Raw genomic sequence first — 24,327 nt, forward strand, 5'->3', positions numbered from 1 at the left:
CCTTCGTCACCACACCGGGTGTTGCGACCGCGACGACGGGGAGGCTCCTGCCCTGTCCGGGTGTCGTCGTCGGCGTCCCGGTTTGGCCTGGGCACCGCCCGGGCAGCCCCCTACCGACCGCGGTGACGGGAAAGGGCCGGCGTATGGATACCCGAATCGAGTTGCGGGTGGACGGCGAGCAACGCTCACTCACCGTCGACACACGCACGACACTGCTGGACGCCCTGCGGGAACGGCTCGGGGTGACCACACCGAAGAAGGGCTGCGATCACGGGCAGTGCGGTTCGTGCACGGTCCTGCTCGACGGGCGCCGCGCCACCACGTGCCTGGCCCTGGCGGTGGCCCACGCCGGATCGGAGATCACCACGGCGGCGGGATTGGCCGACGGCGAGGAACTGCACCCCGTGGCACGGGCCTTCCTCGAGCACGACGGCCTGCAGTGCGGGTACTGCACTCCGGGACAGATCTGCTCGGCGGTGGGCATGCTCGACGAGGCCGAGGCCGGATGGCCGAGCTCGGTCACCGAGCACGGTGAGGGCGGCGCCGCACTCGACGAATCAGAACTCGACGACGAGGAGATCCGCGAACGCATGAGCGGGAATCTGTGCCGTTGCGGTGCCTACGCGAACATCGTCACGGCCATCCGGGAAGCGGCGAACGGGAGCGGCCGATGATTCCCTTCGATTATCAGCGAGCCGACCGTGCCGACGGCGCTGTCGCCGCCGTGGGCGTCCGGCCCGCAGCGGCGTTTCTCGGTGGCGGCACCAATCTCGTCGACCACCTCAAGCTCGGTGTCGCCGAACCCGAGTTGCTCGTCGATGTCACTCGGCTGCCGTTCGACGGCATCGACACGCTGCCCGACGGTGGCGTGCGCGTCGGCGCGACCGTGCGCAACAGCGACCTCGCGGCCGAGGCGATCGTCCGGCAGCGCTACCCCGTCCTGTCCCAGGCGCTGCTGTCCGGAGCGTCCGGGCAACTGCGCAACCTCGCCACCACGGGCGGGAACCTGTTGCAGCGCACGCGGTGCCCGTACTTTCAGGATGTCACCACACCGTGCAACAAGCGCGAACCCGGGCAGGGATGTTCGGCCCGGGGCGGCTACACGCGGTACCACGCGATTCTCGGCGCTTCCGAGCACTGCGTGGCCACGCATCCTTCGGACATGGCCGTGGCCCTGACCGCGCTGGACGCGACCGTGCACGTCACCGGCCCGAACGGACAACGCGACATTCCGGTGACCGAGCTGCATCGGCTTCCCGGAGACGAACCGCACCGCGACACGGTGCTCGAACACGGCGACCTGATCACGGCGGTGGACCTGCCGGAACTGCCGATGGCCGCCCGGTCGCGGTACCGCAAGGTCCGCGACCGGGCGTCGTACGCGTTCGCGCTGGTGTCGGTGGCTGCCGCACTCGACGTCGAGGACGGCACCGTGCGCGAGGCCCGGATCGCGCTGGGCGGAGTCGCACACAAGCCGTGGCGTGCGAATACGGCCGAGCAGGCGCTGCGTGGCGCACCGGCGACCGAGCAATCGTTCCGCGAGGCCGCCGAAGCCGAACTCGCCGAAGCGCAACCGGTGCGGGACAACGCTTTCAAGGTGCCCATGGCCCGCAACACGCTCGTGGCCACGCTGCGCGACCTGGCCGGGGAGGAAGCACGATGACCACCGCCGAGGAGAGCATGCTCCGGGCGAATGCGATCGGCACCCCGTTGACCCGCCTCGACGGAACGGAGAAGGTCACCGGCACAGCGCCGTACGCCGTCGAGCATCCGGTCGACAGTCCCGCCCACCTGCATCCCCTGCAGGCCGCGATCGCGCTCGGGCGTGCAACCGGGATCGACACCAGCGCCGCCGAGGCCGAACCGGGCGTGCTGGCGGTGCTCACGCACGCCAACGCACCGCGGTTGGCGTCCACCGGCAACGGTGAGCTGGAGATCCTGCAGTCCGGCGAGGTCGGCTACCGTGGCCAGTTCCTCGGCGGCGTGATCGCCGAGACACCCGAGATCGCCCGCCGTGCGGCCGATCTGATCCGGGTGCACTACGAGCGGTACGAGCACGATGTGGAACTGCGTGCCGACCGGGACGATCTCTACAAGCCGGAGCAGGTCAATCCCGCATTCGACACCGACACCGCGCAGGGCGATGCCGACGGTGCGCTGGCCTCGGCGGCGGTGACACTGGATGCGACCTACTCCACGCCGATGGAGCACAACAATCCGATGGAGCCGCACGCCACCATCGCGTGCTGGACCGACGGCGAGCTCACGCTGCACGACTCCACCCAGGGCGTGTACTGGACTCAGGCAGCCGTGGCGCCGCTGTTCGAGCTCGATCAGCAGCAGGTACGCGTGATCTCCCCGCATGTCGGAGGCGGTTTCGGCTCGAAGGGCATCCCGCACCCGAATGTGGTGCTGGCCGCGATGGCCGCGCGGCTCGTGCCGGGGCGGCCGGTGAAGTTCCCGCTGACCCGCCAGCAGATGTTCTCCGTGGTCGGCTATCGCACTCCGACGATCCAGCACGTGCGGCTCGGTGCCGACGAGCAGGGCAGGCTTTCGGCGATCACGCTGGACGTGGTCGAGCAGACCGCGAAGGTCAAGGAGTTCGCCGAGCAGACGGCCATCCCGACGCGCACGATGTATGCCGCGCCGCATCGCCGCACCTCGCACCGGCTTGCGGCGCTGGACACGCCGGTGCCCACGTGGATGCGGGCTCCCGGCGAGTGCCCCGGCATGTTCGGGCCCGAGGTGGCCATGGACGAGATGGCTCTGGCCTGCGGTCTGGACCCGATCGAGTTCCGGGTGCGCAACGAGCCGGAGACCGACCCGGAATCCGGCCTGCCGTTTTCCAGCCGCAACCTGGTGGCCTGCCTGCGGGAAGGGGCTCGGCGGTTCGGGTGGCACGACCGCGACCCACGGCCGGGTACCCGGCGGCACGGCGAGTGGCTGGTCGGGACGGGAGTGGCCGCGTCCACCTATCCCGTCTTCGCGATGCCGGGCTCACAAGCCACCATCCGCGCCACCCCCGACGGGCGCTATGCCGTGCGGATCGGTGCGGTCGACATCGGCACCGGAACCTGGACGGCACTGACCCAGATCGCCGCCGATGCCCTGGAGGTTTCCGTCGGCGAGGTCGATCTGGAGATCGGCAGCACCACGTTGCCCACTGCCTCGGGTGCGGGAGGCTCCTCCGGCATCAACTCGTGGGGCTCCCCCATCGTGGCCGCGGCCCGCACGCTGCGGGCACGGCTGGACGAGCACGGTGGCACCGTCCCCGCCGAGGGGGTCGAGGCCACCGAGGGAATGCCCGACAACCCCCACACCAGCCAATACGCGATGCACAGTTTCGGCGCCCAGTTCGCCGAGGTGTGGGTCAACGCCGACACCGGGGAGGTGTCGGTGCCCCGGCTGCTGGGCATCTTCGCCGCGGGCCGGATCATCAACGCGCGGACCGGGCGGTCGCAACTGCTCGGGGGGATGACCATGGGACTGTCCATGGCCTTGCACGAGGAAAGCGTGCTCGATCCCCGCTTCGGGCACGTGGTCAACCATGATCTCGCCGAGTACCACATCGCCACCAACGCCGATGTCGGCTCTCTCGAGGTGGACTGGCTGGACGAGCACGATCCGTACGTCAATCCCATGGGTTCCAAGGGCATCGGCGAGCTCGGGATCACCGGTACCGCGGCGGCCATCACCAACGCCGCTTACCACGCCACCGGGATCCGCGTGCGGGAACTCCCGCTGCATCCCGACAAGTTCCTGCGCTGACGGGCCACGAACACGCCTGCGGATGCCGGTGCGGGTCGGCACGTTACTTCCGCCTTCCGGCGGGGAAACCTCAAGAGGCGGATGGCGCGTGCCCTCCGGCACGCCCACGTTGTGCGCAAGGCCCGAAAAGGGCCGGACACTCGCGAGGAGGTTCCCACATGAGCAGGGACCCGAAGGGGGAAACATCGGGCCGGAACGACAGGGGGACATCGCTTCGCCCGCATCCGGTGTACATCGTGCAGCGGGTCTGGGCAGCGCTGTTCGGCCTCGGCCTGTGGGTTTTCGCGGGCCTGGGCTTCGCCAACGGACTGGCGTTCTTCTCCACTCAGGGGCAGATGGTCGTGGGACTGTCCAGCAACGGTGCGCTGTCGACCATCTCGGTGGTCGTGGGAGCCATCCTGATCGGCTCGGCCGTGTGGGGAGGTCCGACCGCCTCCACCGTCACCGCGGCGATCGGCGTGATCTTTTTGATCTCCGGCATCGTGCATCTGGGAATTCTGCACACGAGCTTCAACATTCTCGCATTCCGGTTGCCGAACGTGTTCTTCAGCCTGATCGCCGGCTTGCTGCTGTTGATCGGGGGCATGTACGGCCGGGTCTCCGGAGGGCTCCCACCGGACAACCCCTACCGGCGATCCCATCCCGTGCGGGAACGGCCGGACCCGGATGAGCAGCTCAACGTGCCCGCCCAACCCAAGGACGAGCGGGAACGAGAACAGATGGAGGCCGAGGTGGCCATGGGGGAAGGGCATCCCACACCGGAACAGCAGGCTCTGGTCGAGCGCGAGCAGGCCCGGCGGCAAGCCCACGAGCGTGCTCACGCATACGAGCAGGCCCGCCGGGAGACACCTCGCCGCAGTGACGCCTGACCGTCCCGGCTCCCTGCTGCCGCTCCCGTCGGCACCCGGCTGATTTCCGAACGAAGCAGCAGAAGCAGAAGACACAAAAAAAGAGCCCGGCCTGCCGCTGATCCTCACAACCGCGTACACACGGATCAGCGGCAGGCCGGGCTCGTGGAATTCGGTGAGCAAGGGCGATTCGATCGGGCACGACCGGGCACAGCCGGCCACGTCAGGCCGACATGCTCAATTCCGCGACATTGCCGCTCTCGAGCAATTTACGCCGTTCGTCCTCGCCAAGCCCGCCCCAGACACCATAGGGCTCTCCAACGCTCAATGCGTGATTCAGGCACGCCTGCTGCACCGGGCACCGTGCGCACACCTGCTTGGCCTGCGACTCGCGAGCGTGGCGAGCCCCACCGCGCTCGTTTTCCGGATGGAAGAAGATCTCGCTGCCCAGCTTCCGGCAGGCAGCATCCCGCTGCCAGTCGTAATTGTCCACATGCGGAACCGGAAGACGAGTCGTCGCTGTCACCGCTCTCCTCACTCCCCCGCGCCCATGCCACACCGGTGTGCAAACACCGGCCGTTCCGGCATACGGGGCATTCTCGACTGTCGGTACGTGGTGGGTTCCTGTCGAAACCTCTTCTCACCTTCCCGCCGCGGGCAGTGTTCTAAACATGCCGCTGTGTCACGGTCGAAGACGGCAACCGCACGGCGCCGGCCGCGACGGTGGTTCGGCGACCACGCCCGCACGTCTTCGGCATCCCTGCGCCGTGTGCCCGTCTTTGAGTCCGGCTCTTTCGCTGCCGTGATCAGTCCGGGCAGGTGGCACGGATCCTGGGCAGGATCTATGGCAGCAGCGGACCCATTCCGAGCGGCAGGACCACTCCTCCTACGACGCCCAGGGCCAGGGAGGCGGCTCCGGCGGTGTAGGCGGCCAGCGCTGACCAGCGCCCGGCTGGGGCAAGCACGTCCGTGTCCGTCTCCTGTTCCGGTGCGGGTCGCAGGAAGGCGGGGGCGATCCAGCGCAGGTAGTAGAACAGGCTGGCGACGGTGTTGACGACCGCGACCACGGCCAGCCAGGTGGCGCCGCCGTCGATGGCGGCGCTGAAGATCTCGAGCTTGCCGAGGAACACCGCTGTGGGCGGTGTGCCGACGAGTCCGAGCAGGCACACGACGAGCACCGCGGCCAGGCCGGGGTGGCGGCGGGCGAGACCGCGGTAATCGGCCAGGCGGGAGGCGCCGGGCAGTTCGGCCACGACGGCGAAGGCGCCGAGGTTGGTCACGGCGTAGGCGGCCAGATAGAACAGCAGGCTCGGCAGCGCGATCTCGCTGCGGGTGGCCACCACGGCGGCGATGAGCAGGTAGCCGACCTGGCTGATCGTGGAGTAGGCCAGCAGCCGGCGGACGGTGTCCTGGAAGAACGCCGCGAGATTGCCCAGGGTCATCGACGCAGCGGCCAGGATGGCCGGCAGCAGCGGCCAGTTCACGGCCACACCGGGCAGCGCCTCGGCCACCAGCCGGTAGACCGCGATGAGCCCGCCGATTTTGGGCACGGTGGTGACGAACGCGGCCACGGGGATGCTCGCGCCTTCGGTGACATCGGGGACCCAGAAGTGGGCGGGTACCGCGCCGATTTTGAACAGCAGTCCGGCGAGCACGACCACCAGTCCGACGGCGACCGCTGCACGTGGGGCGGCGGGCAGGTTCTGGGCCAGCGTGGCGTAACCGGTGGAGCGACCGACTCCGTAGAGGATGGTCACACCGGCGAGCATGGTGACGCCGAGCAGAGCACCCATGAGGTAGTACTTCAACGAGGCCTCGGTGCCCGGCGCGTCCTTGAAGAATCCGGCCAGGGCATACAGCGGGATCGAGGCCAGCAGGTAGCCGGCGACCAGCAGCAGCAGATCCGAGGCACCGGTGAGCACGATCGTGCCGAGCGCGGCGAGCAGCATCAGCACGTGGAACTCGGTCTCGCGGTGATGGGAGTCGACGGTCTCGATCGACAGACACAGCGTCAGCAGCGTGGCGGCGAGCACGATGATCCGGCCGGCATTGGTAGCGGTGTCGACGGCGTAGCTGCCGCCGAAGACCATCCGGGCGGGGGATCCCATCGCGGCTGCGGTGGCGGCCAGGCCCACCAGGCAGGCCAGCGCGGCGAGCAGACGCACCGGCCACTGGTGGTGCCGTGGCAGCCAGGAGCCCAGCAGCAAACCGAGCACCGCGCCCGCGACGAGTGCCAGTTCCGGGATCAGGGCGGCGGGGTGCATGTTCATCGACCGACCATCCCGATCAGGGCCGTGGCAGCCGGTTCGATCACGTCGAGCAGGAATCGCGGGAGCACGCCGATGGCGATCGCCATTGCCAGCAGCGGCAGGATCGAGGCCGCCTCGCTCGGCCGCAGGTCGGTGAAATCGCGAGCGGCGCCGGGTGCGTCGGGGATCCGCAGTGACCCGAGGAAGACCCGGTGCAGCGCCCGTAGCAGCAGCCCGGCGGTGATCAGGATGCCCAGCAGGGCCAGCGCGGTGGCCACGGTGGCCGAGGCCAGACTGCCGGTGAAGATCTGGAACTCTGCGATGAACCCGGAGAATCCGGGCAGCCCGAGGGAGGCGAACGCGACGAGTCCGGTCACGCCGGCGAAAACCGGTGCCGGTCCGGCCAGCCCGGAGTAGGCACTCATGTCATAGCTGTCCCTGCGGTCGTAGAGGATCCCGGCGAGCAGGAACAGCGCACCGGTGAGCAGCCCGTGGCTGACCATCTGAGTCACCGCGCCGGTCACGGCCAGCGAGCGGGCCTGCTCGTCGCTGCCCGCGAGGATGCCCGCCGCACCGACCGCCAGAATGATGTAGCCCATGTGGTTGACCGAGGTGTAGGCGATCATGCGTTTGAAGTCCTCCTGGGCCAGCGCCACCAACGCGCCGTAGAGGACCGAGAGCACGCCGACGACGACCACGACCGACGCGTACTGCCGCCAGGTCTCCGGCAGCAGTGGCATCGCGATGCGCACGAAGCCGTAGGTGCCCATTTTCAGCAGCACTCCGGCCAGGATCGCCGAGCCGGCGGCGGGGGCGTCGGTGTGCGCGGGCGGCAGCCAGGTGTGAAACGGCACGGTCGGTGTCTTGATCGCCAGTCCGATTCCGATGGCCAGCAGCACCAGCGCTCCGTAGGCGCCGCTGCCTGCCAGCGGGGCGGCCCGGGCCAGGGCGACGATGTCGAAGGTGTGCGGCTGTGCGGCCAGGGACAGCCCGATGAATCCCAGCAGCAACGCCAACGACCCGATGAAGGTGTAGAGGAAGAATGTCAGCGCCGAGCGTTTCGCGCTGCCGTGGCCCCAGCGGGCGATGACGAAGTACATGCCCACGATGGACAGGTCGAAGTAGACGAAGAACAGGATCAGGTCCAGCGCGGTGAACAATCCCTGGCTCACCGTCTGCAGACCCAGGAACAGCAGCACGAAGCTTTTCACCCGGTGGGTTTGCCGCAGCGAGTAGATCGCGCATGCCAGGAACAGCCCCGCCGTCACCGCCACCAGCGGCAGCGACAGCCCGTCGATACCGACGTGATAGCTCACGCCGGCGGTGGGGATCCAGGGCAACTGCTGTTCATAGGCCATTCCGCCGCTGGGGTCGTAGCCGATCCAGGCGGCCACGACCAGAGCGAGATCGGCCGCCGCGACCACCACCCAACTCACCGCGAACACTCGCCTGCCGACGGAGGCGGGTACGGCGGCCAGCACCGCGGCGGCCACCAGTGGCAGGAACACGATCAACGACAGCACGGGCTACCTCACGAACACGAGGAACAGGGCCAGCACGGCCAAGGCCACCGCAGCCTGGGCGTAGTACTGGTGCAGCTGGCCGGTCTGCGGACGGCGCGCGAGCGAACCGAGTCCCCTGGCGGTCTGGGCGGCAAGGCGCACCAATCCGTCGACCGGGCTCTCGGCGCCACGGTTGATCAACCGTGCCAACCACAGTCCGGCGGCGGGCACGGCCAGCACGATCCGATGCAGCGCCCGATCGTCGAAGGCCGCCAGCCCGCGAGCCAGCACCATTACCGGCCGCACGGCGAGGACGTCGGCGGCATGTTCGAACCGCAGCCACTGCCCCGCCCAGCGGCGAGCAGCCGCCGGAACCGGAATCGGCCGGTCGCCCCACCACCAGGTGACGGATGCGGCGGCGAGCGCCAGCAGCGCGGACAGCGTGAGCTCCCACACCGCGGGTGACGAGGCATTCCCCGGGGCGTTCGACCAGACCTGCATCACCGGGGGGAGGGCCAGGATGCCGAGCACGGCAGCGGAGCCGGCCAGAAACACCAGTGCCGGCGGAGCCGAGACCACGACCCGCCGAGTACCGGCGTGCTCGGTGTCCCATCCGGCTTCGGCATCGGCTGGCTCCGGCTGCCAGAGCACCCACGCCGCTTTGGTGCTGTAGACCGCAGCCATCACCGCGGCAGCCAGGCCCACCGCATACAGCCAGGGACTTCGCTGCAGCGCCGCGGCGAGCACCGCGTCCTTGGTCACCCACAACGACAGCGGTGGTAGTCCGGCCAGCGCCGCGGCGGCGACCGTGAACGTCACCCCGACCAGCCGGTACCGCCGTGCGGCACCGCGCAGCGCGGGCAGCGCCTTGGTGCCCAGCGCGGTCAACCACGCCCCCGCGGCCAGGAACAGCGCCGACTTGGTGGCCGCGTGCGCCACGAGGTGCATCGTGCCCGCGGCCACGCCACCCGCACCGGCGGCCAGCACGATGAATCCGATTTGGGCGGAGGTCGAGGCGGCCAGCAGCTGCTTGAGGTCGGTCTGGGCGACGGCGACGAGACCGAGCACCAGCGCGGTCGCCGCACCCGTCCAGGCGACCACCGGCTCTCCCCAGCCGGAGGCGGCCAGCAGCGGCTGCAGCCGCAGCAGCAGATACGCCCCGGCGGCGACCATGGTCGCCGAGTGCAGCAGCGCCGACACCGAGCTGGGGCCCTCCATGGCGCGCGAGAGCCAGAAGTGCAACGGCAGCTGGGCCGACTTGCCCAGTGCGGCGGCCACGATTCCCGCGGTGAGCACCGTCAACCATGGCCGGCTCACATCGGGCAGTGCGGGCAGCGCGAGTGTGCTCACCCCGCCGGCGAGTGCGGCCCCGGCCGCCAGGTACAGACCGAGGTCGGCGGCACGGGTGGTCACGAAGGCGACGTTGGCGGCTCGGACACGATGCGGCTGGTGCCACCAGTATCCGATCAGCGCCCAGCTCGTCGCCCCCATGACCTCCCAGCCCATGAGCAGCACCGCCAGACCGGTAGCGGTGACGGTGACCAGCATCGCCCCGGCAAACAGCAGCATCAGACCCGTGAATCGCGCCCGCGCCCGGCCGGGACCGAGCTCCACGGTGGCGAAGACCAGCACCGCCAGGGTGATCGTCGCGACCGTGACCACGAGGATCGCCGAGAGCCCGTCGACGGCCAACCCCGCGTCGATCCCGGCGAACAGCGGCACCGACACAGCCGGGCGCAATACGGCGGCGGTGGCAGCCAACACCAGCGTCACCGACGCCGCCACGATCCCCACCGCGGGAGCGAGCCGGTCGCCGCGGCGACCGGTGCAGGCCAGCACCGCCCCGGTGCCCAGCGGCACCGCGATCAGCAGCCACACCAGCGCCCCCATCGGCTACTCCTTGAGATCGGCGGCCATGTCGGTCATGTCCACATCGCGAGCCCGGAAGATCGCCGTGACCACGGCGAACCCCATCGCCATCTCCACCGCCATCGCCGTGATCACCACGACGATCAGCACCTGACCGTCGGCGGTGGCCGGGGCGAGGAAGTGCCAGAAGGCGGCCGCAGCGACGATGACGCCGTTGAGCATCAGTTCCAGGCCCATCATCAGCATCACGACCGACTGCTGAGTCAAGGCGCCGAACAGGCCGATGGCCAGCAATCCGGCACCGAGAACGAGGAACAGTTCGAGACTCATCGGCCCACCCCACCGGGAATCGGATCGTCGGGGCGGTCCGCGCACAAGTCGTCGCCGAACCGCTCGTAGCGGCCCCGGTGGGTGGACAGCACCACCGTGGCCACGATGGTGGCGAACAGCGCGAGGCCGAGCGTCATCATCGTCAGCATCTGTGGGCCCATGAGTGCCTCACCCAGCGCCCGGGTCGGCTCGGCCGGTGGCCGTCCGGCCCGCTGCGGCCAGTCGACGAGGAAGATCCCGGTGGTCAGCGCGACGAAGAGGCCTCCGGCGATCGCCGCCGCGCCGCGGGTGTTGTGCAACATCGCCATCGGCATCAGCCCGGCCGGGTTCATCATGTACATGACCATGAACACGGCCATGATCACCATCTCCATGGTCATCATGAGCACGATGACCACGCCGAGGTAGCTCAGGCCCAGCAGCAGCACCTCGCCGGCGACGAACAGGAACGAGGCCAGCAACGCGAACGTCACCCGCGCCATCGAGTCCAACCGGAACACCAGCGCGCCCGAGACCAGGGCGAATACCCCGAGGATCCAGAACAGCACCGTGATCACCATCGAGCCTTCCTCCCCGTCATCAGAGCACCACCAGCGCCACGATCAGGGCCTGCAGGATGGTCAACGGGATCAGCACCACCCAGGCGAACTCGGCGAACCGCTCCATCCGCACCGTGGGGAACCGACGGGCCAGCCACACGATCGCTGCCAACACGGCCACCGTCTTGACCAGCGTCCACAACCACGGCGGCAACAGCGGGCCGTTCCCCCCACCGAGGAACAGTGGTACTGCCATCGCGGCCGCGACCACGAGCAGCAGCCGGCGCCCGCCGAGGAACGCCAGTCGGTCCACTCCGGACAACTCCGCGGCAGCACCCCCGGCGAGATCGCCCCCGACCGGAGCGTCGAACGGACCCCAGAACGCCATGGCCGCAGCGCTGAGCAGGTACACGACGAAGGCCACCGGCATCCAGGTGACGAACCACAGCCCGGACTGGGCCTCGACGATGCCGCCCACGCGCAAGGTGCCCGCCGCCGTCGCGGCGGTGATCAGCGCGAACATGTGCGGCAGTTCGTAGGCCAGCCCCTGGGCGACGAACCGGTAACCACCGGTGAGGGAGAACGCGGAGTTCGGCCCCCACCCGGCCATCCACACCGCCGCCCAGGTCAGGATCTCCATCGCGTTGAACCACACGACACCGACGGCGAGATCGGCCACAGCAACCCCACCCAGCGGCAGGACCACCGCTGCCAGCAACGCCGCGATCGGAACGGTCAGCACGCCGGTCCGCCACAAAACACCGTCGGCGGCCACGGTCGTACGACGCTGGGCCACGAGCAACCGTGCCACCTCGCGCAGTGGAACCATGGCCGTCTGCGATGGTGAACCCGTCGCACCGGTGGCGCGTGCCGCGAGCACCGCATCGAACGCGATCGTGCCTGCGGTGATCACCGCCAGTACGGCGGGCAGCACGAGCACCGACCACAGGGGAACCTCAGTCACCGGCCACCCCCGTGACTTGCCGGCTGTCCAGAGTGGTGATGTTCGGATGGAGACTGGCCACGATCAGCCGCACGGCGGCCAGTTCGGCCCCTTCCAGCAGTTCGGGAAGCACGGCCAATGCGGGCATCGATGCCGGATCCTCTTCGGAAAGCCCCTGCGCCTGCCCCTCTCGCGCGGGAAGCACAGCGGGGTCGTCGACCTCCGGGAGCGTCCGCTCGATCTCGGCCAGCCAGGCCTGCCAGCGCGCCGTGACATCACCACCGGATCGGCTCGCGTTCAGCGCCGGTCCCCGGATCCCGGCGGCCTCGGCGCGGTCGAAGGGCAGCACACCGAGCCCGTCGGTGAGCCACCGCAGCGTCCGCGCCCGGCGCAGTTGCCGGACCAACCGCCGCAGCCGGGTCGTCACCTGGTCAGCGCGTGCTCCGGCGAGTACCTCGTCGCGCAGCCTTCCGGCACCGACCGCGGGGTCGAGCCATCCGGCCACCCGTAGAAGCCTGGCGAGGCCATCCAGGTATGCGGCGACACAACGCCGAGCCCTCTCGCCACGACTCACCTCCTGCCCGGCCGCAGCACGACGCCAGGGTTCGTTCCAGAAGTCCCCGTCAGCGCCGTCCTCGTGGAGAACGTCCACCCGGGCCTGCTGGACGACATCGCCCTGCAGGGTCGTGTGCACCACCAGCCCGACAGGCCAGTCCGGCAGCAGCGGGCCTAGGGGAACGTGCAGCTGATCAAGCTGGAGACCGTCGCGGTCAGGGCCACGATCGGCCATTCCCAGCCCTCCGGGCATCTCCATGCCATCACCGTGGTCATGCCCGCCGCCATGGTCGTGACCGCCATCGTGACCGTCCTCGGCACCGTGGTCATCGCCACCGCTCTGCTCGCTCTCGGCACCGTGGCCGTTCCCGTGGCCGCCACCGTCTGTGTTCTCGTCGTTCTCGTCGTCGTGGTTTCCGCCGCACCGGTCGGCATCACTGCCGTGCTCGTCGTCGTGGTGCTCCTCCTCGGACTCGCCGCTGTTTTGCTCCTCGCCGTCGAGAACCTCGCTCGCCTCTCCTCCGGTCGCCAGCCTGCGACGACCCTCGTCGAGCAATTGCGGAACATCCGAAGGACTGTCCACATGAACGAAAACCCGGGGCTTGGGCATCTGCCGCCACACACGGCCCACCAGGGGCATCAGCCACGCACCGATGTGTCCGGTCAGGACCAGAATGTCGGCCTCGGCGGGACTCGCCGCAGCCGGCCAGCACCGATGACGCAGCTCGGCTTCGACGGCGAACCGCTCCGCGGTGCCGCCGGGGACCTCCAGCAGCAGGATGTGCGGCCGTCCCGCGGCGAACCGCAGCAGAGCACCGGTCACGCCCATCGCAGCGCTCCCTCCCGCCACGCGTAGGTGACACCGGCGAGCAGGATTCCGAGAAAGACGAACATCTCGATCACCGCGCCTGCCCCGGCCGAGGAGACGACGAGTGTCCACGGGTACATGAACAGCATTTCCATCTCGAAGGCCAGATAGATCATCGTCAGCGTGTACCAGCGCACATGGAACCGGGAAACAGCGTGCTCGACCGGCTCGTGACCACTCAGGAACGGGCCGAGGTCGGTAGCCGGCGGAGCCACCGTCACCAGCCGCGCGAGCCCGTAGGTTCCCGCGGCGATCACCACGGCCAGACCGAACAGCGCCGCCACCGCGGAGAAACCGCTCACCGTGAGGCTCCCCGCACCCGAACCGACTGGCGAGGTGGGACATGCCCGGGGCCACGGTGTCCCCGATGGACGTGCACAGTCGGCCTCCCTCCACGACGACACGGCGTCTCACATCCTGACGCACTATCCGCAGTGGCGCCTGCTCAAACCCGGGCGCGAGAAGCGGCGTTGCCGGAGCCGGTGTCTCAGGAGTGCAGTACCGTGTCCAGGGCCCGATGCAGTTGCTGCTGTGCCTGTTCGGGAGTGTCCGGACCCGAGGTGTGGCGCCAGGCGATGTAGCCGTCGGGGCGCACCAGCAGGCAGCCGGACTCGTCGATCTCGCAGACGCGGCGCCAGTCGCCGTAGGCGTCGCGTGCCTGCGGGGTGCCGATCCGCACCAGCCGCAGCGGCAGGCCGAGCTGCTCTCGGCAGTACTCCACCGCCGAGGACCACGCGGTGCCGGACAGGCCCGTCACGAGGCTGAACTGTCCGCGCCCGACCAGATCCAGTGTGGAGACTCGCCGGCCGTGCTCGTCGACCAGCCACACGTGCGGCAATTTGGCGCCGGGCCGTGTCGTGGACTGGTGATGCAGCTCGGGGTCCCGCTGCCAGGCTTCCTCGCTGTCCTCGGCGAGCACGGCCGAGGAGCGGTAGCGTTGGTTGAGCTCGACCCCGTGGGCGTTGAACTCGTAGTTCTTCAACTCGATGGCCTCGGTCAGGGCGAGGCGGCGCTTCTCGCCGTCGGCGTTTTCCTCCCGGCAGGCGGCCAGCCCTCGGGTGATGCCCTCGTCGTCGCTGCCTCCGGCGATGCCCAGCGCCTCGAAGATCGGCCCGAACTGGTCCCGGCTGAGGTTGGCGCGCTCCACGATCTGCCGCCCCACCGGCGCCCGCTCACTGCTGTAGGTCTCCAGCAGCTCCGGGCCCGCTTCGCCGCGAATGACCATCGCCAGCTTCCAGGCCAGGTTGAACGAGTCCTGCACGGAGGTGTTCGAGCCCAGCCCGTTCGACGGGGGATGGCGGTGCACGGCGTCACCGGCACAGAACACCCGACCCGAGTGGTACTCGGTGGCGTAGTTGTGGTTGACCGTCCACAGTGACCGCGAGGTGATGGTCACCGGCACGTCCGCGTCACCGATGAGGTCGTGCACGATCTCGCGCGCCTGGGACTCGGTCAGCTCGTCGGGCGGGTCGTCGATGTCGTAACCCCAGGTCAGCAGCCACTTGTGCCAGGGACGCACCATGCGCACCAACCCCATGCCGATACCGCCCATGTGCGCGCCCGGCCGCATCACCCAGTACAGGACACTCGGCCGATGTGCGACGTAGTGGGACAGGTCGGCATCGAAGACGATGTTCATGCTGCCTGCCTTGCCCTCCTGCCCGGCGATCGGCAGCCCGATCTGCTCGGCGACCCGGCTGCGGGCACCGTCGGCGCCGATGAGGTAGCGGGCCCGCACGGTGAACTCGTCGCCGCGCAGTCGGTCCCGCAGCCGCGCGGTGACCCCGTCGGCATCCTGCTCCAGGTCGAGGAACTCGGTATCCATGCGTACCGTGGCCCCGCGCGAGGCGGCTCGGGTGACCAGGATCGGTTCGAGGTAGATCTGCGGCAGGTCCAGCATCGTGCACGGGCTGGCCGCGTTGTACTCGGTGGCCGAGTCCTCCCCGGTGCCCCAGCTGCGGATCCGGCCGATCTCCTCGCCGGCCAGGGAGGTGCACAGCACGGTGTCGCCCATCAGCTCCGGCGGGGTGCCCTGCGCCAGCGCCTCGTCCTCCACGCCGAGATCGCGCAGCACCTCCATGGTGCGCTGGTTGGTGATGTGCGCACGGGGCGTGTTGGCCACCCAGCCGTACTTGTTGACCAGCAGCGTGCGCACACCGTAGGTCGCCAGCAGCAGTGCGGCCGCCCCACCGGCCGGGCCCGTGCCCACAACGAGCACATCGGTGTCGTGGTTCTGCTCGGTGCTCACGTGTCTTCTCCGTGGTCCTGCTCAATCTCGGCGGCGATGTGGAAGGTGAACTCCAGCAGACGCCAGCTTCCGTCCATGTCGCGCCCGTCCGGTGTGGCGCCGTGCTGCCGTGGCATGTCGACGATGAGCTCGTCCTTGACGCCGAACACCGCATCGGAATCCAGGTAGGCACCGCCGGCCACGAACAGTTGCGTGATCAGACGCGGCCGCCCCGGCGCCATGATCATGAAATGCACGTGCGGAGCCCGGTAGGGGTGCCGCCCGACCGCGTCGAGCATGCTGCCGACGGGACCGTCGTCGGGGATCGGGTACTCCGAGGGGGCGATGGATCGGAATGTGAACCGGCCCTTCTCGTCGGTGCGGAACCGGGCACGCAGCACCGGGCCGTCCAGGTCCGGCAGTTGCACGTCGTAGTAGCCGTCCTCGTTGGACTGCCAGACGTCGACGACCGCGTCCCGGACGGGAACCCCCTCGGTGTCGACGATCGTGATGTCGCCCCACAACGGCTCACCGGGCAACCCCTGGGAGATGTCGGTTCCGTGTTCGGCCGTCGGGGGTCCTTCGACGTAGAACGGGCCGAGCACCGCCGAGGGGGTCGTGCCGGGGGTGCGCGAATTCGTCAGCAGGTCCACCGCGCTGGAGACACCGAGGGTGTCCGACAGCAGCACGAATTCCTGCCGGGTGTCGCTGCACATCCGGCCGGTGCGGGTGAGGAAGTCGACGGCGTACTGCCACTCGCCTTCGGTGACGTCGTTGTCGGCCACGAAGCGGTGCAGGTGGCGCACCAGGTCCGTCAACAATTGCCGCACGCGCGGGTCTTCGGCCTGGTCGAAGCCGGCGACGACCTGCTCGGTCAGCCGGTGCAGCGCCGCCATCGGACGTCCGCCGGAAGCCGGGCGGTTGCCCGCCCAGGCTTCGCGCAGCAGAGCCGCGACGCCTTCGGTGGTCACTTCCCGAGGGTTGGGGTAGGACTTCGCGGTGGCCGACTCGGCGGCGGTACCCAGGTCCTGCTCGGCCATCCCCAGCTGGTGCAGCGAGGTGGGCCCACCCAGCGAGGAGATCAGGTCGTGCACCCCGGCGGGCGCGTCGTCGGTGCCCAGGGCCTCGGCGATGCGCCGCATCACCTCGGGTGCGGCCGGGGCGTTGTAGGCCATGGCATACGGCAGCACGACGGTGTGGGTATCGGCGTGCGGCAGGTCGAAGGAGCCGCCCAGGGTGTGGCACAGCTTGTGGTGCAGTCCCATGCCGACCAGGCCCAGGCAGGTCCCGGCCAGCCACGCCGCGTGCAGCGCCTCGGCGCGGGCGTCGACATCGGCCGGATCGGCCGCGATGGCGGGCAGAGCCCTGCCCATCAGCCTGATGGATTCCAGCGCCCAGCCGTCGACGACCGGGTTGGTCTGCTGCGAGTACAGCGCCTCCACCGCGTGGGCCATCGCATTGATGCCGCTGGTCACCGACATCGCCACGGGCAAATCGAGGGTGAACTCGACGTCGTAGACCACGGTTTCGGGCAGGATCGCCGCATCCGAGCGGGTCATCTTGGTGCCCTGCGCCGTCTCACCCAGCACCGGGGTGACCTCGGAGCCCGCGTAGGTCGTGGGCAGGATGATCTGGTCGATACCGGTGCGCCACGCGAGGGCCTTGGCCAGTCCGGTCGTGGAGCCGCCCCCGACGGCCACCACGCAGTCCACGGAGTGCTCACCGACCAGTTCCATGGCCTGCTCGGTGACCTCGACGGGCGTGTGCATGGCCGCTCCGTCGAAGCGGGCCACGGCCAGCGACTCCAGCGCCTCGTGCACCCGGTCGCCAAGCGCTGCCAGTGGGGGGCTGCCCAGCACCAGAGCCCGCGCGCGTCCGAGCCGCTCCACCTCCTGGCGCACCTGCGCGCTGGTGCCGTACCCGAACACCACCCGGTTCGGGTTCGTGGCGTGGACGAAACTTCTCATCTGGCTGCTTCTCCCGCATTGGTGAAGTGTTGTTCAGCTCACGGTGTGTCGAGTATGGGGAAGGCATGCCCGGTTCTCCTGCAGGTTCCTGCTGCGCTGGCTGCACGAAATCGGCATCACCACGCCCGTGCGGCAGGAGCCTGCCCGGCCCGCGCGGCGGGACGAGACCACTCAGCCCGCGCGGCGCAGCGCGGCCGGCGTGACTCCGAGGTGTTCGCGCATCGTCCGGGTGAGGTGTTCCTGGTGGGAGAAACCGCACCGGACGGCGATCTCGGCGATCGACAGCGTGCCGGTGCGCAACAAGCGGCTCGCCTGTTCCAGGCGCAGCCGCAGCAGGAACCGGTGCGGGGGTGATCCGGTTCTCGCCTTGAACTTGCGGGAGAACTGGCTGACGCTCAGGCCGACCAGCCCGGCCATGCTCGCCAACGGGATCGGCTCGTCCAGCCGGTCGCACATCCACTCGCGGACCGTGTCGAACTGCCGATCGGTCAGGGCCGTGCGTTCGGCTTTCGCCGGTTCGACGAGCCGGCCGCGGCTGTGGTTACGCGCCAGCCGGGCCGCCAGCAGGTTGCCGATGTGGTCGACGTAGGTGCGTGCCGAGGTGTCTCGTTCCCGCAGCACCTCGTCGAGGGAGAGCACGAGCTGCTCCAGCAACGGGTCGTGGCTGCCGAGCACCTCGTCGAGCTCGACGGCGTGCCCGCAGGCCTGCCGGATCGCCGCCTGGTCCAGGTAGACGTGGACGGTGTCGAGCTCACCACCGAGTTCGACCGTGAGGTCTTTGCCCGCGGGATGCAGGAAGTAGCCACCCGTGGGTATCCGCCGGGAGCTGGTCAGTCGGTTGCGGCCGCGCCGCACGGTCACCGGTCCGCTGCGGTGCAGGATCAACTGGTGGCAGCCTGCCGCATCGAAATCCGCCCGGTAGGGCTGTTCCCGCTGGGTCGACACGTACAGCCCGTCCCAGCCGAGCCCCGCACTCGTCCGCTCGGGCCGGATCCAGGGCAGGCAGAGGATGCCGTTCGTATCGCGCAACCCCAACTCCGCCATCACGGCCACTCCGTTCCCCGATCAGGCACTGCACGAGGACGCATCCCGCGGAGGGCGCGCGCAGGATGCCGAGAGCCCTTTCCGGGCAAGGTGGCGATGCGACGTGCGAAGCCTCGGCGGGTCGGGCGAACCACGCGACGAAGCCGGCCCTGCCGACGTTCTGCTCTCCCCTGCGGAGTGAGTCGCATACCCGAGGTGGCTGCCTTTCGCTCGCCTGGAAGACTGCTGTCCCGGTCGATCTCCTACGCTGGAGCATACCGACCCGAGGAGGATTCGTGTCCACCGCTGAACAGCCGCACACGGACTCGAGCGTTCCGCTGCGGGACCAGGTTCGGAAGGCGCTGCACACACGCATCGCGCAGGGCCTGCTCCGTCCCGGGGATCGCCTCTTCGAGCAGGACCTCGCCACGGAATTCGGTACCTCGCGGGTTCCCGTCCGGGAAGCGATCCGCATGCTGCAGAGCGAGGGTTTCGTGGAGGTCCGCCCGCGGCGACGTGGGGTGTTCGTCCGCACTCTCGACCGGCGCGAGACGGAAGAGCTCTTCGATGTGCGGGAGGCACTGGAGGTGCTGGCCGCCCGCCTGGCGGCCCAGCGCAGCCACTCCGACGAGGTGATCCGCATGGGCGAACTGGCCACCCGGGCCCGGCAAGCCCTCGAAGGCGGTGACATCGAGAGCATGTCCGACGCCAATTCGACCTTCCACCACGAACTCGTCGCACTGTCCGGGAATGCACTGCTGGCCTCCATGCTCGAGCCGTTGCACGGCCGGCTGGCTTGGCTGTTCCGGCTGAACATGGAGCCGCAGCGGGTGTGCGACGAGCACGAGCAGTTGCACGCCGCGATCGCCGACGGCGATGCCGCTCGGGCCGAAGAGGTGGCGCGCAGGCACGTCCGCTCCAGCAGGCGCATGGTTCTCGAACGCGCCGTGCAGTAACGATTCGGTGTGGCGGCGAGCCGACGACCCTTTCAGAAGCGGTGTTGGGCCGCTCCCTTCGTGGGAACGGAGACCATGACGTGCAACCCCTGGCAGCCGCAGTGGCACCGGCAGTACTGCCGGATCACCGTGACGGCGTCGACGTTCTCGGACGAGGGCGTCGACCAGGGATGTTCATCGGCGTGGCATCGGCAGGCATCCCGGCTGCTCGGCAACCGGTCGACGACAGCGGCGGAATCCTGCGAGATGGTGCCGGACAGCGTGCTCACGTCGGGTCTCCTCTCGGCAACAGTGGGCGCGGAGCCCGGCCGGTGTTTCGACGATGACGTTGTGGCTGCGGGACGTTGTGCTGTTGGCTCGATACGGGCATTCTGCGGCGCTGCCCCGGCACCCGCATCACGGTTCCGATAATCGGACACAAGCGTGCGCACGACCTCGCGGGCGCGTCTCGCGCACACCGAAGCTCCGAGACCGGTCGACGGGAGGCAGGCACCGGTACTGTCCGGCGGGGCAGGCAGAACGGAGAGTGACACGCATGTCCACGGGCCCCCGGCAGAACCGGGCGCGAGGCACGAGCAGCAAGATGCCCGCGGTGCGGCACGCGATCGGGGTGCTGCGCCGTCTGGCAGCCAGTCCCGACCCGCTGCCCGCTGCCGCGCTGGCCCGTTCTCTGGAGGTACCGCGCAGCACCATGTACCACCTGCTGTCGGTACTGGTGGAGGAAGGACTGGTGGTGCACCTGCCCGAGCAGCACCGCTACGGACTCGGGCTGGGCGTATTCGAACTGGGTTCGGCCTACTTGCGCCACGATCCGCTGGAGCACCTGGCCCGCCCGTTGCTCGCCCGGCTCGTCGGAGACGTGGGCGATACCGCTCACCTGGGCATCCTGCACGGCGCCGAGTTGCTGTACCTGCTCAAGGTGCAGCCCGAACATCCCACCACCCTCGTCACCGACGTCGGGGTCCGGATGCCCGCCCACCTGGCCGCCTCCGGGCGGGCTCTGCTGGCGCACCTGCCTGCCGAGCAGGTGCGCGCCCTGTTCCCCTCTCCGGCGAGCTTCGTGACCCGTACCGGCTCGGGGCCGCGCAACCTGCCCGAGTTGCGCTCGATGCTGACCACCGAGCGGCGGCAGGGATGGTCGGTGGAGGACGGGCTGATCACTCCCGAGGTGGCCTCCGTCGCAGCGGCCTCCTTCGACCACAATGGGCACCCCGTGGCCTCCGTGGCCGTGCCGTTCCGCCGCACGGCGCGGCCTCCGGAGTCCTGGCCGCAGCTGGCGCGGCACGTGCTGCGGGGCGCCGATGCGCTGACCCACCGACTGGGCGGGACTCCGCCGCAGCGCCCGACCGGCCCTGTCGACGACACCGGGCGGTGACCCGTCCTCGGGGCGGGTCGGAGCACGCGCGGGAATCCTCAGAGCCCGCCTTGGAATTTGGTCAGGTGGTTTCTGAACCGCCGTCTCAGGCGGCGCCTTGCGGCGTTGCAGGCCACATCGAGTAGCCACTTCTCCGCCACGTGGCCTACTGCTTGCTGATGCCCGCCTGCGGGCATTCCGATCGAATACGCCGGAGCGGGTCACCCTGCTCAGGCTGATCACCCGAGCGAAAGAGCCAAATCAAAGACAGACACTCAGTCCCCCTCACGGACGGCGGCAAGTGCCGCCGCCAGCAGGGGACCGACCTCGCCCAGCCGCTCGTGCACCCCGTCGCGAGCCACCACTCGGCCGTTGACCACCGTGGTGTGCACATCGGCGGCGGTGGCCGCCATCGGCACCTGTTCCGGCAGGCACCCCGCGGTGGTGGCGGTGTCGGTACGCACCGCGACCAGATCGGCCGGGGCCCCGACCTCGATCCGGCCGGCCCCCGGCCAGCCGAGGGAGGCGTGGCCGTGCTCGCCGAGCGATGCCACGAGCTCGGCCGGGCGGAACCGCCCGCGCTGCCCGGTACGCAATCGTTCCCCGGCCTCCAGGCCGCGCGCTTCCAGCAATGGATCGACCACCGCGTGCTGATCGCTGCCCAGGCAGATCGGCGAGCCGGCATCGGCCAGCTCCCGGGCGGGCCCGATCCCGTCGGCCAGATCGGCCTCGGTGGTCGGGCAGAAGCAGGACGCCGTCCGCGACGAGCCCAGCAGCGCGATATCCCCGTCCTGCAGGTGGGTGGCGTGCACCGCGGTGGTTCGCGGCCCGAGGACTCCGGCGTCGTGCAGCACCTCGGTCGGGCTCGCCCCGTATGTCCGGGCACAGGCCTCGTTCTCGGCGGGCTGTTCGGACAGGTGCACGTGCAGCGGGCGGTCCGTCCCGGCTCCGGCCACCACATCGGCCAACCGCTCCCGCGGCACCGCGCGCACCGAGTGCACCGCGGCGCCGATCCGGGTGTCGGCGTCGGCGTCCATGTCGTGCAGGCGCCGGGCCCACTCTTCGACGCCGCCGTCTCCGAAACGCCGTTGCGGTCCACTCAGCGGCTGTCCGATATCGCCGGTCAGGTAGCACGTATCCAGCAGAGTCAGCCGGATACCGGCCTGCCGGGCGGCCTCCTGCAGGGCCTGCCCCATGATGTTGGGCTCGGCGTAGCAGCGACCGTCCCGGTCGTGGTGCACGTAGTGGAACTCGCCGACACACGAGATCCCGGCCACCGCCATCTCGGCGTAGACCGCACGAGCCAGGGCCAAGTAATTGTCCGGGTCCAGCCGCTCGGCCAGGTCGTACATCTCGCTGCGCCACGTCCAGAACGTGCCACCTGCGTCGTGCGTGCGGCCCCGCAACCCGCGGTGGAACGCATGCGAATGGGCGTTGGCGAATCCGGGCAGCACCAGACCAGCCAGCCGCTCGGCTTCCGCCGGGGCTCGCACTCCCGGCCGCAGCTCGGCGATACGTCCGTCGGGCGCCACACCGACCAGCACCGACTCGGCCGTTCCGGCGGGCAGCCAGGCCCGCTCACACCAGAACCACTCCATTCTCGCTCGCCTCCGGCTCCGTCCTGCAGTCACCGCCGTCCAGCAAACCCCGTTCGGCGGCCTCGGCGCTGCCCGGAGCGGTCACGGAGTGTCTGAAATGGCAGAGAACCGGCAGCGGCTCGTGCACCATCGCGCGCGGAAAGACGGCCGGGTCGGCCTCAGGCCGTGCCTGCGGTGGTCCGGTAGCGCTCCTTGAGCGGCCCCTTGACCAGTTTCCCGGTCGGTGTCCTCGGCAGCTCGTCGACGAAGTCGACGCTGCGCGGCGCCTTGTAGTGGGCAATGCGTTCCCGCACGTACTCCAGCAGCGTGCGTTCCAGATCCGGGCCCGGCTGCTCTCCGGGAGCGGCCTGCACGACGGCTTTGACCGACTCGCCCATCTCCGCGTCCGGCACCCCGATCACGGCGACGTCCACAATGGCCGGGTGCAGGGCGAGCGCGTCCTCGACCTCTTGGGGGTAGATGTTCACACCCCCCGAGATGATCATGAAAGCCTTGCGGTCGGTGAGGAAGAGGTCGCCCTCGGCGTCGACGTAGCCGATATCGCCCACGGTGGCGCAGTGCGGCCGGTGCGGGTGCATCGCTTCCCGCGTCTTCTCCGGGGCATCCAGGTACTCGAACTCCAGGTCCTCGCGTTCGAAGTAGACCGTGCCGACCTCACCGGCAGGCAGTTCCTCCCCGTTCTCGTCGCAGATCCGCAGCGTTCCCAGTACGGCCTTGCCCACCGAACCGGGCTTGGCCAGCCACTGGTGCGAGTCGATGAGCGTCATGCCCGCGCCTTCGGTGGAGGCGTAGTACTCGTACAGGATGGGACCCCACCAGTCGATCATCGCGCGCTTGACGTCCATCGGGCAGGGCGCGGCGGCATGCACGGCGAGCCGGTGGCTGGACAGGTCGTAGCGGGAACGCGTCTCCGCAGGCAGTTTGAGCATCCGCACGAACATCGTCGGCACCCACTGGCTGTGCGTGACGCCGTAGCGTTCGATGGCCCGCAGGGCCCCTTCCGGATCGAAGCGCTCCATCATCACGACCGTGCCGCCCAGTGCCTGCGTCGAGGCGGCGTAGCGCAGCGGTGCCGCGTGATACACCGGCGCGGGGGAGAGATACACCGTGTCCGGACCGAATCCGTACACCTTCTCGAGCAACTCGACGAGCACGTCACCGGGTTCGTCGACCCGGCGCTCCGGGAGTGCGGGCTTGATGCCCTTGGGGCGCCCCGTGGTGCCGGAGGAGTACAGCAGGTCGATTCCGCGGGGCTGGTCGGCGGGTGGTTCGGTCGCAGCGTCCGCGAGAGCCGACTCGTAGTCGTCGAATCCCTCCACCCGCCCGCCATAGGCCAGTCGCGTGTGCACACCGGGGATCTCCGCGCGCAACTCCCGGGCCACATCGGACAGCGTCGCCGAGGTCACCAGCGCGGCGGCTCCGGAGTCATTGAGAATGTAGGAGATCTCGGGGGCCGTGAGGTGATTGTTGACGGCCGTGAGGTACATGCCCGAACGCACCGCCGCCCAGTACACCTCGTAGGCGTACATCGAGTTGTCGGTCAGCAGTGCGACCACGTCGCCCCGGCCCAGCCCGGCCTCGCGGAACACGTGGGCCAGCCGGATGGAGCGTTCCTCGAGCTCGCCGTAGGTCAGACGTTGCCCGGACTCCGCCATGATCACAGCCGGGCGTTGGGGGTCCGTCGCGGCGTGGGCACCTGGATACATGCGACTCCTCCTCGAACCTGCGCGA

21 protein-coding genes are annotated in these 24,327 nt (G+C 69.5%); 6 read left to right on the forward strand and 15 right to left on the reverse strand.

The genetic code is table 11. The features are described from left to right. Nucleotides 1-143 precede the first annotated feature (143 nt). From DFQ14_RS05855 to DFQ14_RS05870, 4 genes are all read left to right on the forward strand, one after another. Complete coding sequence (locus tag DFQ14_RS05855; RefSeq protein WP_114451997.1) at nucleotides 144-674, forward strand: 2Fe-2S iron-sulfur cluster-binding protein; 531 nt, start codon at nucleotides 144-146, stop codon at nucleotides 672-674. Then, nucleotides 671-1,663, forward strand: coding sequence for an FAD binding domain-containing protein (locus DFQ14_RS05860; protein ID WP_114451998.1), 993 nt, complete (start codon nucleotides 671-673; stop codon nucleotides 1,661-1,663). Before DFQ14_RS05855 ends, DFQ14_RS05860 begins: the two co-directional genes overlap by 4 nt. Then, a complete protein-coding gene (locus DFQ14_RS05865) occupies nucleotides 1,660-3,768 on the forward strand; it encodes a xanthine dehydrogenase family protein molybdopterin-binding subunit (protein WP_114451999.1) in 2,109 nt (702 codons plus the stop codon). Before DFQ14_RS05860 ends, DFQ14_RS05865 begins: the two co-directional genes overlap by 4 nt. 158 nt (nucleotides 3,769-3,926) lie before the next feature. After that, nucleotides 3,927-4,637, forward strand: coding sequence for a DUF4383 domain-containing protein (locus DFQ14_RS05870; RefSeq protein WP_114452000.1), 711 nt, complete (start codon nucleotides 3,927-3,929; stop codon nucleotides 4,635-4,637). A gap of 202 nt (nucleotides 4,638-4,839) precedes the next feature. On the opposite strand, the gene DFQ14_RS05875 is transcribed toward DFQ14_RS05870, so the two are convergent. From DFQ14_RS05875 to DFQ14_RS05930, 12 genes are all read right to left on the reverse strand, one after another. Continuing rightward, nucleotides 4,840-5,142, reverse strand: a complete 303-nt coding sequence (locus DFQ14_RS05875; protein WP_114452001.1) for a WhiB family transcriptional regulator — start codon at nucleotides 5,140-5,142, stop codon at nucleotides 4,840-4,842. A gap of 316 nt (nucleotides 5,143-5,458) precedes the next feature. Further along, nucleotides 5,459-6,886 carry an NADH-quinone oxidoreductase subunit N gene (locus tag DFQ14_RS05880; protein ID WP_114452002.1) on the reverse strand — a complete coding sequence of 476 codons (1,428 nt, stop codon included), beginning with the start codon at nucleotides 6,884-6,886 and terminating at the stop codon, nucleotides 5,459-5,461. Continuing rightward, nucleotides 6,883-8,388 carry a complex I subunit 4 family protein gene (locus DFQ14_RS05885; RefSeq protein ID WP_114452003.1) on the reverse strand — a complete coding sequence of 502 codons (1,506 nt, stop codon included), beginning with the start codon at nucleotides 8,386-8,388 and terminating at the stop codon, nucleotides 6,883-6,885. Before DFQ14_RS05885 ends, DFQ14_RS05880 begins: the two co-directional genes overlap by 4 nt. A gap of 3 nt (nucleotides 8,389-8,391) precedes the next feature. Further along, complete coding sequence (locus DFQ14_RS05890) at nucleotides 8,392-10,257, reverse strand: NADH-quinone oxidoreductase subunit 5 family protein (protein WP_114452004.1); 1,866 nt, start codon at nucleotides 10,255-10,257, stop codon at nucleotides 8,392-8,394. Between the two features lie 3 nt (nucleotides 10,258-10,260). Next, the gene (locus DFQ14_RS05895; RefSeq protein ID WP_114452005.1) at nucleotides 10,261-10,566 is read right to left on the reverse strand and encodes an NADH-quinone oxidoreductase subunit NuoK; all 306 of its coding nucleotides are present in this window, start codon (nucleotides 10,564-10,566) and stop codon (nucleotides 10,261-10,263) included. After that, a complete protein-coding gene (locus tag DFQ14_RS05900) occupies nucleotides 10,563-11,126 on the reverse strand; it encodes an NADH-quinone oxidoreductase subunit J (RefSeq protein ID WP_114452006.1) in 564 nt (187 codons plus the stop codon). Before DFQ14_RS05900 ends, DFQ14_RS05895 begins: the two co-directional genes overlap by 4 nt. A gap of 19 nt (nucleotides 11,127-11,145) precedes the next feature. Then, nucleotides 11,146-12,069, reverse strand: coding sequence for a complex I subunit 1 family protein (locus DFQ14_RS05905; RefSeq protein WP_114452007.1), 924 nt, complete (start codon nucleotides 12,067-12,069; stop codon nucleotides 11,146-11,148). Further along, nucleotides 12,062-13,432, reverse strand: a complete 1,371-nt coding sequence (locus DFQ14_RS05910) for a hypothetical protein (RefSeq protein ID WP_114452008.1) — start codon at nucleotides 13,430-13,432, stop codon at nucleotides 12,062-12,064. Before DFQ14_RS05910 ends, DFQ14_RS05905 begins: the two co-directional genes overlap by 8 nt. Continuing rightward, nucleotides 13,423-13,773, reverse strand: coding sequence for an NADH-quinone oxidoreductase subunit A (locus DFQ14_RS05915; RefSeq protein ID WP_179951503.1), 351 nt, complete (start codon nucleotides 13,771-13,773; stop codon nucleotides 13,423-13,425). Before DFQ14_RS05915 ends, DFQ14_RS05910 begins: the two co-directional genes overlap by 10 nt. A 185-nt stretch (nucleotides 13,774-13,958) precedes the next feature. Continuing rightward, entirely contained in the window at nucleotides 13,959-15,719 is a 1,761-nt protein-coding gene (locus DFQ14_RS05920) for an FAD-dependent oxidoreductase (RefSeq protein WP_114452009.1), read from the reverse strand. Then, nucleotides 15,716-17,665: a maleylacetate reductase and hydroxyquinol 1,2-dioxygenase domain-containing protein gene (locus DFQ14_RS05925; protein WP_114452010.1), complete on the reverse strand. Its 1,950-nt coding sequence runs from the start codon at nucleotides 17,663-17,665 to the stop codon at nucleotides 15,716-15,718. Before DFQ14_RS05925 ends, DFQ14_RS05920 begins: the two co-directional genes overlap by 4 nt. Nucleotides 17,666-17,836: 171 nt before the next feature. After that, a complete protein-coding gene (locus tag DFQ14_RS05930; protein WP_114452011.1) occupies nucleotides 17,837-18,709 on the reverse strand; it encodes an AraC family transcriptional regulator in 873 nt (290 codons plus the stop codon). A 275-nt stretch (nucleotides 18,710-18,984) separates the two neighbouring features. On the opposite strand from DFQ14_RS05930, the gene DFQ14_RS05935 reads away from it, so the two are divergent. Further along, complete coding sequence (locus DFQ14_RS05935) at nucleotides 18,985-19,644, forward strand: GntR family transcriptional regulator (protein WP_276513324.1); 660 nt, start codon at nucleotides 18,985-18,987, stop codon at nucleotides 19,642-19,644. A gap of 32 nt (nucleotides 19,645-19,676) precedes the next feature. On the opposite strand, the gene DFQ14_RS05940 is transcribed toward DFQ14_RS05935, so the two are convergent. Then, the gene (locus DFQ14_RS05940; protein WP_114452013.1) at nucleotides 19,677-19,913 is read right to left on the reverse strand and encodes a hypothetical protein; all 237 of its coding nucleotides are present in this window, start codon (nucleotides 19,911-19,913) and stop codon (nucleotides 19,677-19,679) included. A gap of 266 nt (nucleotides 19,914-20,179) precedes the next feature. Here DFQ14_RS05940 and DFQ14_RS05945 point away from each other — a divergent pair, with 266 nt between their 5' ends. Further along, on the forward strand, nucleotides 20,180-21,019 hold the full coding sequence (locus DFQ14_RS05945) for an IclR family transcriptional regulator (RefSeq protein WP_246195368.1): 840 nt from the start codon (nucleotides 20,180-20,182) through the stop codon (nucleotides 21,017-21,019). Between the two features lie 254 nt (nucleotides 21,020-21,273). Here DFQ14_RS05945 and DFQ14_RS05950 read toward each other — a convergent pair whose 3' ends face one another. Together DFQ14_RS05950 and DFQ14_RS05955 are read right to left on the reverse strand one after the other, a co-directional pair. After that, a complete protein-coding gene (locus DFQ14_RS05950) occupies nucleotides 21,274-22,596 on the reverse strand; it encodes a formimidoylglutamate deiminase (protein WP_114452014.1) in 1,323 nt (440 codons plus the stop codon). Between the two features lie 158 nt (nucleotides 22,597-22,754). Next, on the reverse strand, nucleotides 22,755-24,302 hold the full coding sequence (locus DFQ14_RS05955) for an acyl-CoA synthetase (protein ID WP_114452015.1): 1,548 nt from the start codon (nucleotides 24,300-24,302) through the stop codon (nucleotides 22,755-22,757). Nucleotides 24,303-24,327: the final 25 nt, after the last annotated feature.

The organism is Halopolyspora algeriensis (assembly GCF_003337235.1).
Classification (GTDB): Bacteria; Actinomycetota; Actinomycetes; order Mycobacteriales; family Pseudonocardiaceae; genus Haloactinomyces; species Haloactinomyces algeriensis.

What these genes read in the sequence shown, in the direction of transcription:
- DFQ14_RS05855 (WP_114451997.1), top strand. Translation starts at nt 144, where the DNA reads ATGGATACCCGAATCGAGTTGCGGGTGGACGGCGAGCAACGCTCACTC.
- DFQ14_RS05860 (WP_114451998.1), top strand. Translation starts at nt 671, where the DNA reads ATGATTCCCTTCGATTATCAGCGAGCCGACCGTGCCGACGGCGCTGTC.
- DFQ14_RS05865 (WP_114451999.1), top strand. Translation starts at nt 1,660, where the DNA reads ATGACCACCGCCGAGGAGAGCATGCTCCGGGCGAATGCGATCGGCACC.
- DFQ14_RS05870 (WP_114452000.1), top strand. Translation starts at nt 3,927, where the DNA reads ATGAGCAGGGACCCGAAGGGGGAAACATCGGGCCGGAACGACAGGGGG.
- DFQ14_RS05880 (WP_114452002.1), bottom strand. Translation starts at nt 6,886, where the DNA reads ATGAACATGCACCCCGCCGCCCTGATCCCGGAACTGGCACTCGTCGCG.
- DFQ14_RS05890 (WP_114452004.1), bottom strand. Translation starts at nt 10,257, where the DNA reads ATGGGGGCGCTGGTGTGGCTGCTGATCGCGGTGCCGCTGGGCACCGGG.
- DFQ14_RS05895 (WP_114452005.1), bottom strand. Translation starts at nt 10,566, where the DNA reads ATGAGTCTCGAACTGTTCCTCGTTCTCGGTGCCGGATTGCTGGCCATC.
- DFQ14_RS05900 (WP_114452006.1), bottom strand. Translation starts at nt 11,126, where the DNA reads ATGGTGATCACGGTGCTGTTCTGGATCCTCGGGGTATTCGCCCTGGTC.
- DFQ14_RS05910 (WP_114452008.1), bottom strand. Translation starts at nt 13,432, where the DNA reads ATGGGCGTGACCGGTGCTCTGCTGCGGTTCGCCGCGGGACGGCCGCAC.
- DFQ14_RS05925 (WP_114452010.1), bottom strand. Translation starts at nt 17,665, where the DNA reads ATGAGAAGTTTCGTCCACGCCACGAACCCGAACCGGGTGGTGTTCGGG.
- DFQ14_RS05930 (WP_114452011.1), bottom strand. Translation starts at nt 18,709, where the DNA reads ATGGCGGAGTTGGGGTTGCGCGATACGAACGGCATCCTCTGCCTGCCC.
- DFQ14_RS05945 (WP_246195368.1), top strand. Translation starts at nt 20,180, where the DNA reads ATGTCCACGGGCCCCCGGCAGAACCGGGCGCGAGGCACGAGCAGCAAG.
- DFQ14_RS05950 (WP_114452014.1), bottom strand. Translation starts at nt 22,596, where the DNA reads ATGGAGTGGTTCTGGTGTGAGCGGGCCTGGCTGCCCGCCGGAACGGCC.
- DFQ14_RS05955 (WP_114452015.1), bottom strand. Translation starts at nt 24,302, where the DNA reads ATGTATCCAGGTGCCCACGCCGCGACGGACCCCCAACGCCCGGCTGTG.